The following is an 11,697-nucleotide window of genomic DNA, read 5'->3' as shown; positions in this document are numbered from 1 at the left end:
CGGTAGCATTGGTCGGCGCGCCATTTCGGCGCGTTTTCGCGTTATCAGTAGGGAGAGCGCTATGGCTTGGAACGAGCCCGGTGGCAACTCGAACAATCAAGACCCCTGGGGCGGCCGCAACAACAACGGTGGCGGCAATGGTGGACGCAAGGGGCCGCCGGATCTCGACGAAGCCTTGCGTAAGTTTCAGGACCGCATCAACCGCCTGGTCGGCGGCAAGAAGCGGTCCGGCGGCAGTGGCGGCGACAGTTTCGGCTCGGGTGGTGGCAAGGGTTTGCTGCTCCTGGGCGTACTGCTGGTCGGCGCGCTCTGGCTGTACAACGCCGTCTACGTCGTGGACGAGCAGGAGCAGGCGGTGGTGCTGCGCCTGGGCAAATACCATGAGACGGTAGGGCCCGGCCTGAACATCTACTTCCCGCCCTTCGAGACCAAGTACCAGGAAAACGTGACCCGTGAGCGGGCCTACAGCAAGCAGGGCGCCATGCTGACCCAGGACGAGAACATCGTCGAGGTGCCGCTGACCGTCCAGTACCGCATCACCAACCTCAAGGACTTCGTCCTCAACGTCGACCAGCCCGAGGTCAGCCTGCAGCAGGCGACCGACAGCGCCGTGCGCCACGTGGCCGGCTCCTCGACCATGGATCAGTTGCTGACCGACGGCCGCGAGCAGGTCGCCACCAATGTGCGCGAGCGTCTGCAGCGCTTCCTCGACACCTATGGCACCGGCATCACGGTGACCCAGGTGAACATCCAGAGCGCGGCGGCGCCGCGTGAAGTTCAGGAAGCCTTCGACGACGTGATCCGTGCTCGCGAGGATGAGCAGCGCGAGAAGAACCAGGCCGAAGCCTATGCCAATGGCGTGATCCCCGAGGCTCGCGGTGCTGCCCAGCGCATCATCGAGGAAGCCAACGGCTATCGCGACGAAGTCGTGGCTCGTGCCCAGGGTGATGCCTCGCGCTTCAGCCAGCTGGCGGTCCAGTACGCGGCCAATCCGCAGCTGACCCGCGAGCGTCTGTACATCGAGACGATGCAGGAAGTGCTTGGCCAGTCGAGCAAGATCATGGTCACCGGTCAGGCCGGCCAGAATCTGCTCTATCTGCCGCTCGACAAGCTGATGCAGAACCGTGCCCCGGCACCGACCTCGGCCATCAGCAGCGGTGCTGCCCCGGCGGCATCGAGCGACACGGCGGCCTCGGTCATTCGCAATCTGCCGCAGTCCACCGAAGCGCGTACGAGGGAGAGCCGCTGATGAGCAACAAATCGCTGGCCGCGCTGATCGTCGTGGTCGTTCTGGGCCTTGCGGCCTGGAGCAGTCTGTTCGTGGTGAAGGAGACCGAGCGCGCGGTGATGCTGCGCTTCGGTCGTGTGGTCGAGCCCAACCTGGAGCCCGGTCTGCACTTCAAGATCCCGTACGTCAACCGGGTACGCAAGTTCGATGCCCGCCTGCAGACGCTGGATACCCCGACGCAGCGTTTCCTGACGCTGGAAAAGAAAGCGGTGATGGTCGATGCCTACGCCAAGTGGCGCATCTTCAATGCCGATCGCTACTACACCGCGACTTCGGGCCTCAAGCAGATCGCCGACGAACGCCTGCTGCGCCGCCTGGAAGCGGGACTGCGTGACCAGTTCGGTCGTCGCACCCTGCACGAGGTGGTCTCCGGTGAGCGGGATGCCATGGTCGGTTCGCTGACCGCGGCGCTGAACAAGATGGCCAACCAGGAGCTGGGTATCGAGGTGCTGGACGTGCGCGTCAAGGCCATCGACCTGCCCAAGGAAGTCAGTCGCAGCGTCTATGAGCGGATGAGTACCGAGCGCGAACGGGAAGCCCGTGAGCACCGTGCCAAGGGTCGCGAACTGGCCGAAGGCATCCGTGCCGACGCCGATCGTCAGCGCCGCGTGCTGCTGGCCGAAGCCTATCGCCAGGCCGAACAGGCTCGCGGTGAGGGTGATGCCCAGGCGGCCCAGGTGTATTCCCAGGCCTACTCGAAGAATCCGTCGTTCTTCTCCTTCTATCGCAGCCTGCAGGCCTATCGCTCCAGCTTCTCCAGCAAGAGCGATGTCCTGGTGCTGGATCCGAAGAGCGATTTCTTCAAGTATTTCCAGAGTCCGGGGCAGTGAGGTCCGGGATGAACGGCGGCTAGGCTTCGCTCGTCGTTCATCCCCGATCGCCGATTTTTTCGTGTTATCATGAATCAGCCGGGGCCATCCCCGGCTTTTTTGCGTCCGTACGAAACCCGTGGAAGGGCGACGCCCTGGCTGATCCGGGTAGCAATCCACGGCAGAGCGGCTTGATCCGGCGGCAGGATTCTCCAGGAATCCACTGCGCCGACCTCGGCAGCCGCGTGCCGATCCATGACATGGAGAAGAGGCCTAATGGCTACGGTAGACCGCTGGCTGCTGCCTGACGGTATCGAGGAAATCCTGCCGCCCGACGCGGCGCGCATCGAAGGCGCTCGGCGCCGGGTGCTGGAACTGTTCCATTGCTGGGGCTACGAGTTCGTCATCACCCCGCACCTGGAATTCCTGGAATCGCTGCTCACCGGCGCGGCCAAGGAGCTGGAGCTGCGCACCTTCAAGGTGACCGATCCCAGTTCCGGTCGCCTCATGGGCTTCCGCTCCGACATCACGCCCCAGGTGGCGCGCATGGAAGCCCATAGCCTCAAGCAGAGCGGCCCGAGCCGACTGTGCTATGCCGGCAGCGTGCTGCATACCCGTCCCCGTGCCCTGTCCACCTCGCGCAGCCCGATCCAGGTCGGCGCCGAGCTCTATGGCGTGCCCGGCAGCGAAGGGGATCTGGAAGTCATCAGCCTGATGCTCGATGTGCTCGAGCAGGCCCAGGTGCCCGATATCCACATGGATCTGGGGCACGTGGGAATCTATCGCGGGCTGTGCCAGGCGGCCGGCATCTCCGGCGCCAGCGAGCAGCAGCTGTTCGATGCCCTGCAGCGCAAGGCGGTGGACGAGATCGGCGAGCTGACCGCCGAGTTGCCCGCCGCCGAGCGCGGCTGGCTGCGTGCCCTGGTCGAGCTCAGCGGCGATGCCGCAGTGCTCGACCAGGCCCGGCAGCGGCTGGCGGGTGCGCCCGCAGGCGTCCTGCAGTCGCTGGACGAGCTGATCGCTCTGGCCGAATCGCTCAGAGGTCGTTTCCCGGGCGTGCCGCTGTATTTCGATCTGGGCGAGCTGCGCGGTTATCACTACCACACCGGGGTTGTCTTCGCCGCCTTCGTGCCGGGCACCGGGCAGTCCATCGCCCAGGGTGGTCGCTATGACAACATCGGTGCCGACTTCGGGCGTTCGCGTCCCGCCACCGGTTTTTCCACCGATCTGAAAACCCTCGTCGAGCTGGGCACCGCCGTGCTCGACGAACCACGTCGCGGCATCTGGGCGCCGGCTGGCAATGCGCCGGTGCTCTGGCAGGCGGTGCGCGAATTGCGCGCCGCGGGCGAGCGGGTGGTCCAGGCCACCGGTCATGACGACGCGGACCAGCTGCACAGCTCGGGTTGCGATCGCCGCCTGGTCGAGCAGCAGGGCGCCTGGGTCGTGGTGCCCTTGAATTCCTAAGCACCGGATCTGGCATCCGGGTGAACGTGAGCATCGTCGGCCTGGCCGACAGAAATCTTCCTGACAGGGGATAAGGTTATGGGTAAGAACGTCGTCGTCCTGGGCACCCAGTGGGGTGATGAGGGCAAGGGCAAGATCGTGGATCTGCTGACCGACCAGGCCGCTGCGGTGGTGCGTTATCAGGGCGGTCACAATGCCGGCCACACGCTGGTCATCGATGGCCAGAAGACCATCCTGCGGCTGATTCCCTCGGGCATCCTGCGCGCCGACACCCAGTGCCTGATCGGCAATGGCGTGGTGCTGTCGCCGGAAGCCCTGTTCAAGGAAGTCGGCGAGCTGGAAGCGCGCGGCGTGCCGGTGCGCGAGCGTCTGCGCATCAGCTCGGCCTGCTCGCTGATCCTGCCCTATCACGTGGCCCTGGATCAGGCGCGTGAGAAGGCCCGTGGCGAAGCCAAGATCGGTACCACCGGTCGCGGCATCGGCCCGGCCTACGAAGACAAGATCGCCCGTCGCGGTCTGCGTGTCGGCGATCTGTTCCACCCGGAGCGTTTCGCGGTCAAGCTCAAGGAAGTGCTGGACTACCACAATTTCGTCCTGCAGAACTACTTCAACGAGCCGCCGGTGGACTTCCAGAAGACCTACGACGAGGCGATGGAGCACGCCAAGGTCATGCAGCCGCTGGTCATGGACGTCGTCAGCCGTCTGCACGAGCTGCGCAAGGCCGGTGAGAACCTGATGTTCGAAGGTGCCCAGGGCACCCTGCTGGACATCGACCACGGCACCTATCCCTTCGTCACCAGTTCCAACACCACCGCCGGTGGCGTGGCGACCGGTTCCGGCGTGGGTCCGCTGTACCTGGACTACATCCTCGGCATCACCAAGGCCTACACCACCCGCGTCGGCTCCGGTCCCTTCCCGACCGAGCTGTTCGACGAGACCGGTGCCTACCTGGCCAAGCAGGGACATGAATTCGGCTCCGTAACCGGTCGTCCGCGCCGTTGCGGTTGGTTCGACGCCGTCATCCTGCGTCGCTCCATCGAGATCAACAGCATCTCCGGCCTGTGCCTGACCAAGCTGGACGTGCTCGACGGTCTGGAAACCGTGCGCATCTGCACCGGTTACAAGGATGCCGCCGGCAACCTGCTGACCGAGGCGCCCACCGACGCCGACAGCTACACCGGTCTGCAGCCGGTGTACGAGGACATGCCCGGCTGGAGCGAATCCACCGTGGGTGCCCAGAGCCTCGAGGCGCTGCCGGCCAATGCCCAGGCCTACATCCGCCGTATCGCCGAGCTGGTCGAGGCGCCGATCGACATCGTCTCGACCGGTCCGGATCGCAAGGAAACCATCGTGCTGCGCCATCCTTTCGCCTGATGCGCTAAAAGGATGCAGCCTGAAAGCCCCGCCCCGCGGGGCTTTTCTGTTTTCGGGGTGCGAGAGACGCTGGTAGGTCGCGGACGGCCGCTGGTCCGAAATGGCCAGCATATTGCTATGACTATTTATCGCTGAGGCTCCAGCTCTTCTCGAGTTGGCCGACAGCCTGTAAATGTCCCTCGCCGCTGGAGACCCCCATGTCGTTTCTCTTGTCGCTGCTGCGCAGCCGCCTGTTGCTGCCGGTATTCATCAGCCTGTTGCTCGCCGTCGTTCTCCAGGTGGGTCTGGCGCTCTGGCTGACCCAGGATGCGGTGAAGGGCCTGCAGTCCGGTCTGGCCGCACGCCTGTCCGGTGAATCCGAGCAGCTCGCCCATACCCTGCGCCAGGCCGGTGGCGAGGTGGATGGCAGTCTTGCCGAGCTGGCCGGGCAGACCCGCACGCGACTGGCCGAGGGGCTTGCGCAACGCCTGGCGCGCGAGCGGCAGCAGGTGGGTGAAACCCTGACCGCTACCCTCAAGAGCAATGCGCAGAATCTGGCCGAGTTGCTGGCGGGTGTGGCGCCCAAGGCGATGTGGGATGCCGATGTACCGGCGCTGTCCGATCTGGCGCGCCGGGCGCAGGGCAATCCCGAGGTGCTGTTCGTCGTCTTCCAGGATGCCCAGGGCCAGAATCTGACCCGTTATCTCAATCGTCAGGATGAGCGCGTGGCGCGCCTGCTCGCCATGGGGCAGGGCGAGGGTGCCCTGGCCAAGGTGCTGGATGCGGCGACCCGGGATCCCTCGGTCTATCGCGTGGATGCCTCCATCAGTCCCAACGGCGTGGAAATCGGCAAGGTGGTGGTGGGCTTTTCCACTCAGGTCATCGAGCGTACTGGTGCGGCCCTGGACCAGAGTTTCAAGACCTTGGTCGACGACGCCGGTGGTCTGGTCTCCAGTAGCGTGACGGCAGCCGCCAAGGGCAGTGCCGCGACCCTGGCGACGCGTTTGGAAGGCACCCGCCAGGCCGCCCTGGCCATGAGTCGCAATGCCGGTGAGACGGTTGTCACCCTGGCAGGGGCGCTGCGCTGGCAGATCGCCCTGGGGCTGATCGCTGTTGGCGTGGTGATGGTCGTGGCCGTGGCGCTGGTGCTGGGTCGACGGGTGCTGCGCCGGATCGGCGTGCTGCAGCGGGCGCTGGACGATCTGGCGGCCGGGGAGGGGGATCTGACCCGCCGCCTGCAGCTGGGGCAGGGCGATGAGATCCAGGCGTTGGGTGGGGCGGTCGATCGCTTCCTGGCCAAGCTGCAGCCGCTGGTGGGCGAGGCCCATGGCGTGGCCGCACGCACCGGCGAAGAAATCCGCGGCTTGGCCGGCAGCAGCGCCACCGCCGAAGCGGCAGCGCTGCGTCAGCGCGAAGAGGTGGCCCGCAGCCTGGAGGCCTTGTCCGGCATCGCCGCGGAGGCCGAGGGCGAAAGTCTGGCCATGCAGGGCGCGTTGCAGCAGGTGGAAGCCATCCGCAGCTCTGCCCAGAGCAATGCCCGGATCGCCACCGAGGTGGCCGAGGGTATCGAGGGGCTGGTGACCCAGGTCGAGTCGGGTGCCCAGGTGATCGAGCGGCTGGCCGCGCAAAGCGAGCAGATCGAGGTGGTGCTGGACGTGATCCGCGGGATCGCCGAGCAGACCAATCTGCTGGCGCTCAATGCGGCCATCGAGGCGGCCAGGGCCGGCGAGAGCGGGCGTGGCTTCGCGGTGGTCGCCGACGAGGTGCGGGCGCTGGCCAGCAAGACCCAGGAATCCACCGGCAGCATCCGGACGCATATCGCCGGACTGCAGGAAGGGGCGCGCGAGGCGGTCGCCGCCATAGGCGAGGCGCGGCAGCAGGCCAGCAGCGGGTTGGCCGTGCTGCGCGACAGCAAGCGCATCCAGCAGGATGTCCACCGCGCAGTGGATCAGGTGCATGCCAGCATGAGCACGGCTGCCCAGGCCGCCCAGCGCCAGGCGGCGGGTGCCGCGGCGGTGCGCCAGCGAGTCGAGGTCATCCATGGTGAGGCGCTGCGTGCAGCCGAGTCGGTGGCGGCCACTGCGGACAGCAGTCGCACCCTGGCGGAACTGGCCGCTCAGCTGCGCGGCAGTCTGGGACAGTTCAAGGCGTAGGAGAGACCCGCGCCTTTTCGCGGGCAAGAAAAAACCGGCCGAAGCCGGTTTTTCTGTTGCGTCCGATCTGGGATCGTTCGCTTGGTATTGGTGCCCAGGAGAAGACTCGAACTTCCACGGTGTTGCCACCGCTAGGACCTGAACCTAGTGCGTCTACCAATTCCGCCACCTGGGCCTGCAGCGCGACTTCTGATCGCTTCCCGTCACCCTTGCGGGTTTCAGGATTAAAAAACCGGCTAGCGCCGGCTTTTCGTCGACCGATCTGCAAATCGATCGACTATAATGAGTGGTGCCCAGGAGAAGACTCGAACTTCCACGGTGTTGCCACCGCTAGGACCTGAACCTAGTGCGTCTACCAATTCCGCCACCTGGGCACTCAAGGCGATGATTGCTCATCTCCGACGTCGCGATTGCTCACGGCGTCGTGGGGCGGCACTTTACTTAGGGGGCGTTTGCTTGTAAACCCCTGCTGTGAAAAATATTTTTATTGAGCATGCCAGGCTAACTATTGCGTGGTTTTCACGTTTCAATAGGCGTTATGGCAGTTCCTACCGAACCCAGACTTAGAAGGTAACCCCAGACTGATGGCCGATTGGCAATCCCTCGATCCCGAGGCCGCCCGGGAAGCGGAAAAGTACGATAACCCCATTCCGAGTCGCGAACTCATTCTGGCTCATCTCGCCGATCGCGGCGCCCCGGCCACACGGCCCCAGTTGGCCGAGGAATTCGGTCTCGTCACCGAGGACCAGCTCGAAGCCCTGCGGCGACGCATGCGCGCCATGGAGCGCGATGGTCAGGTGATCTATACCCGCCGCGGCGCCTATGCGCCCATCGACAAGCTGGATCTGGTGCGCGGACGCATCGCCGGCCATCGCGATGGCTTCGGCTTCCTGATCCCCGACGACGGCAGCGACGACCTTTTCCTCAGCCCGGCGCAGATGCGCCTGGTGTTCGACGGTGACATCGCCCTGGCGCGGGTCGCCGGCCACGATCGGCGCGGTCGTCGCGAAGGCGGCCTGGTCGAGGTGGTCACCCGGGCACATGAATCCCTGGTCGGTCGTTTCTTCCAGGAGAGCGGCCTGGCCTACGTGGTGCCGGACAATCCCAAGATCGGCCAGCAGGTGCTGGTGCCCGAAGGCAAGCACGGCGGCGCCGCCCACGGCCAGTTCGTGCAGGTGCGCATCGACGAGTGGCCCACCACCTTTCGCCAGGCCCAGGGCGAAGTGGTCGAGATTCTCGGCGACTACATGGCGCCGGGCATGGAGATCGAGGTGGCGCTGCGCAGCTACGACATCCCCAATGAATGGCCCAAGGCCGTCGAGAAGGAAGCCGCCAAGCTCAAGCCCGAGGTGGAAGAGAAGGACAAGCAGAAGCGCATCGACCTGCGCCAGTTGCCCTTCGTGACCATCGATGGCGAAGACGCTCGTGACTTCGACGATGCCGTCTATGCTGAAGCCAAGAAGTCCGGTGGCTGGCGGCTCTACGTCGCCATCGCCGACGTCTCCCACTACGTCAAGGTCGGTTCGGCGCTGGACGCCGAGGCGGAAAAGCGCGGCAACTCGGTGTATTTCCCCGAGCGCGTGATCCCCATGCTGCCTGAGGCCCTGTCCAACGGGCTCTGCTCGCTCAATCCTCAGGTGGATCGCCTGGCCATGGTCTGCGAGATGACCATCGCCGCCTCCGGGCGCATGACCGGCTACCAGTTCTACGAAGCGGTCATCCATTCCCACGCGCGCCTGACCTACAACAAGGTCTCCACGGTGCTGGAGCAGCCCAAGTCGGCCGAAGGCAAGCAGTTGCGCAAGCAGCTCGGCGAGGTGGTGCCGCACCTGGAGCAGCTCTACAGCCTGTACAGGGTGCTGCTGGCTGCCCGGCATGTCCGCGGGGCCATCGATTTCGACACCCAGGACACCCGCATCGTCTTTGGCGCCGATCGCAAGATCTCCGAGATCCGCCCGACTCAGCGCAACGATGCCCACAAGCTGATCGAGGAATGCATGCTGTGCGCCAACGTGGCCACCGCCAAGTTCCTCGAGAAGCACAAGGTGCCGGCCCTGTACCGGGTACACGATGCGCCACCCCTGGAAAAGCAGACCAATCTGCGGCAGTTCCTCGGTGAGATGGGGCTGTCGCTGACCAAGGGCAAGGCCAATCCTGTGCCGTCGGACTACCAGGCGCTGCTGCAGCAGATCCGCGAGCGGCCGGACTTCCGGCTGATCCAGACGGTGATGCTCAGGTCGCTGAGCCAGGCGGTCTACAGCCCGGACAACAACGGTCACTTCGGTCTCAACTACGAGGCCTATACCCATTTCACCTCGCCGATCCGGCGCTATCCGGATCTGCTGGTGCATCGGGCGATCCGCAGCGTCATCCGCTCCAAGCTGGAGACCAAGCACGTCAAGCGCGCAGGCGCGACGAGCATGGCCAAGGCGCGCATCTATCCCTATGACGAATTGCGCCTGGATCAGCTCGGCGAGCAATGCTCCATGACCGAGCGCCGCGCCGATGAAGCCACGCGGGACGTCTCCAACTGGCTCAAGTGCGAGTTCATGAAGGATCGCGTCGGCGAAACCTTCGCCGGCGTCATCACCGCAGTGACCGGCTTCGGCCTGTTCGTCGAATTGTCCGAGGTGTTCGTCGAGGGTCTGGTGCATGTCACCGCGCTGCCCGACGACTACTACCACTTCGACAGCGTCCACCATCGCCTCTCCGGTGAGCGCAGCGGTCGCAGCTATCGCCTGGGCGACCCCCTCGAGGTGGTGGTGGCCCGGGTCGATCTGGACGAGCGCAAGATCGACTTCGTGCTACCGGCCAGTGCCGGGGCGCCACGGGTGCGTGAAGAGCGCGAGCCGCGCAACAAGCGCGACAGCCGTCGCCGCGGTGCGCCAGCGCCAGCACAGGAGCCAAGCGCTGCTCCGGCTGTCGAAGCCTCGGGCGAGCCTGTCTCCCCCGCGCCAGAGCGAGGGTCTCGCCGCTCGCGTAACGGCCGTCGTCGCGGTGCGCCGGCGCAGGAATCGAGCGTCGTCCCGGTTGCCGAGGCTACAGTCGAGACCGTTTCGGCGAAGCCTGAGCAGCAGCCCGACCCTTCGCGTAACGGCCGTCGTCGTGGTGCGCCAGCGCAGGAATCGAGCGTCGTCCCGGTTGCCGAGGCTGCGGTCGAGCCCGTTTCGGCGAAGTCTGAGCAGCAACCCAATTCTTCGCGTAACGGTCGTCGTCGTGGTGCGCCGGCGCAGGAGCAGGGTGTCGCCGCGGCGGTCGAGGCAACACCTGCAAGCGTTTCGCCAGAGTCGGAGTCCGAACCGCGGCGCTCGCGCAGCGCCCGTCGGCGCGCGGCCGCTGCGGGGCGAAAGCAGGACGCCGGGGCGTCTATGCCAGCCTCGGTTGAGGCGACTTCGCCAGAAGCGCCGAAGCAGGACGACCCGTTGCTTGGTAATACCGACGTCAGACGTAGTCGTGCGGTGAAGCAGGCGCTGCTGGCCGAAGCCAAGGTCGAGGGCGGCAAGCCCAAAACCCAAGGCAAGGCCAAGGCCAAGGCCAAAGGTAATAGCGACAAGGGCAAGGCCAGCGATACGGCCAAGAGCCGTACTGCACCAGCACGTCAGGATAAAGGGGCGGCTGCCGAAGGGGCTGCGGCGGTGGATGCCAAGGTCAAGAAGGCCAAGGCTGCAAGTGCCAAGAAGAAATCGGCAGGCAAGTCCAAGGCCGAAGGCCAGACCAAGGCTGCAGCCAAAGGCAAGACGAAGACCAAGGCGAAGAAGCCTCATCGCAAGGGTCAGTCGCGCCCCAAGGATGACGCATGAGCCAGCTGGAAACCGTCTACGGTATCCACGCCGTGGAAGCGCTGTTGCGCTTCCATCCGCGGCGGGTGAAGCAGCTGTGGATCGCCGAAGGGCGGCGTGAGCCGCGGGTCGAGGCCCTGCTGGAGCTGGCCGCCGGTCAGCGTCTGGCGGTGGAAAACAAGCCGCGGGCCTTGCTCGATGAGCTGGCCGAGGGTGTGCACCAGGGCGTGGTGGCCCAGGTCAGTCCGAGCCAGGTCTGGGGCGAAGCCATGCTCGAGGAGTTGCTCGACCGGGCCGAAGGGCCGCCGCTGCTGCTGGTGCTCGATGGTGTGACCGATCCGCACAACCTCGGTGCCTGCCTGCGCAGCGCCGATGCCGCCGGGGCCCTGGCGGTCATCGTGCCCAAGGACAAGTCGGCTACCCTGACCGCGGTGGTACGCAAGGTGGCCTGTGGTGCTGCCGAAGTGTTGCCGCTGGTGGCTGTCACCAACCTGGCGCGCACCCTGGAAAAGCTGCAGAAGCGTGGCCTGTGGATCGTCGGGACCGCCGGTGAGGCGACCCAGGAGATCTACGACGTCGACATGAGTGGGCCGACCGTGGTGGTCATGGGTGCCGAGGGCAAGGGCATGCGCCGTCTGACCCGCGAGCATTGCGATCATCTGGCTCGGCTGCCCATGGCTGGCAGCGTCAGCAGTCTCAATGTCTCGGTGGCGACCGGGGTCTGCCTGTTCGAGGCCGTGCGTCAAAGACGCGCCTCTGCGCCCCGGTAGTTCACGCCAGGAAACGTCTGGGTACCGACGCAGCACGTATCGCACTATACGAATCGCGCCGCAGTGCGCAGAATACCGGCC

Annotated in this window: 6 protein-coding genes, 2 tRNA genes and 2 pseudogenes; 8 read left to right on the top strand and 2 right to left on the bottom strand. The window is 65.6% G+C overall.

Translation table 11 applies throughout. The features are described 5' to 3' along the window. Positions 1–61: 61 nt before the first annotated feature. The 6 genes and pseudogenes from hflK to OMP44_RS25175 all read left to right on the top strand — a co-directional run. Entirely contained in the window at positions 62–1,249 is a 1,188-nt protein-coding gene (gene hflK / locus OMP44_RS21830; protein ID WP_158891391.1) for an FtsH protease activity modulator HflK, read from the top strand. Beyond that, complete coding sequence (hflC, locus tag OMP44_RS21825; protein ID WP_017642910.1) at positions 1,249–2,118, top strand: protease modulator HflC; 870 nt, start codon at positions 1,249–1,251, stop codon at positions 2,116–2,118. The genes hflK and hflC overlap by 1 nt, the downstream gene beginning before the upstream one ends. Before the next feature lie 255 nt (positions 2,119–2,373). After that, positions 2,374–3,561: an ATP phosphoribosyltransferase regulatory subunit gene (locus OMP44_RS21820; protein ID WP_280311215.1), complete on the top strand. Its 1,188-nt coding sequence runs from the start codon at positions 2,374–2,376 to the stop codon at positions 3,559–3,561. A gap of 78 nt (positions 3,562–3,639) precedes the next feature. Further along, the gene (locus OMP44_RS21815) at positions 3,640–4,935 is read left to right on the top strand and encodes an adenylosuccinate synthase (RefSeq protein ID WP_187981001.1); all 1,296 of its coding nucleotides are present in this window, start codon (positions 3,640–3,642) and stop codon (positions 4,933–4,935) included. A 197-nt stretch (positions 4,936–5,132) separates the two neighbouring features. After that, positions 5,133–6,209, top strand: a pseudogene (locus tag OMP44_RS25180) (HAMP domain-containing protein); the annotation flags it as partial. Positions 6,210–6,551: 342 nt separating this feature from the next. Next, positions 6,552–7,067, top strand: a pseudogene (locus tag OMP44_RS25175) (methyl-accepting chemotaxis protein); the annotation flags it as partial. Between the two features lie 88 nt (positions 7,068–7,155). On the opposite strand, the gene OMP44_RS21805 reads toward OMP44_RS25175, so the two are convergent. Together OMP44_RS21805 and OMP44_RS21800 are read right to left on the bottom strand one after the other, a co-directional pair. After that, positions 7,156–7,242: transfer RNA gene (locus OMP44_RS21805), tRNA-Leu, on the bottom strand. A 112-nt stretch (positions 7,243–7,354) separates the two neighbouring features. Next, a tRNA-Leu gene (locus OMP44_RS21800) sits at positions 7,355–7,441 on the bottom strand. A gap of 210 nt (positions 7,442–7,651) precedes the next feature. Here OMP44_RS21800 and rnr point away from each other — a divergent pair. Beyond that, positions 7,652–10,867: a ribonuclease R gene (gene rnr, locus OMP44_RS21795; RefSeq protein ID WP_348529689.1), complete on the top strand. Its 3,216-nt coding sequence runs from the start codon at positions 7,652–7,654 to the stop codon at positions 10,865–10,867. Continuing rightward, the gene (gene rlmB, locus OMP44_RS21790; RefSeq protein ID WP_187981004.1) at positions 10,864–11,616 is read left to right on the top strand and encodes a 23S rRNA (guanosine(2251)-2'-O)-methyltransferase RlmB; all 753 of its coding nucleotides are present in this window, start codon (positions 10,864–10,866) and stop codon (positions 11,614–11,616) included. The genes rnr and rlmB overlap by 4 nt, the downstream gene beginning before the upstream one ends. Positions 11,617–11,697 lie beyond the last annotated feature (81 nt).

The sequence above is a fragment of the Pseudomonas flavocrustae genome (assembly GCF_029872515.1).
In the GTDB taxonomy this organism is placed as follows: domain Bacteria; phylum Pseudomonadota; class Gammaproteobacteria; order Pseudomonadales; family Pseudomonadaceae; genus Chryseomonas; species Chryseomonas aestiva.
The sequence above is the reverse complement of the archived record's forward strand: the minus strand, read 5'-3'. Positions and strand labels throughout refer to the sequence as shown.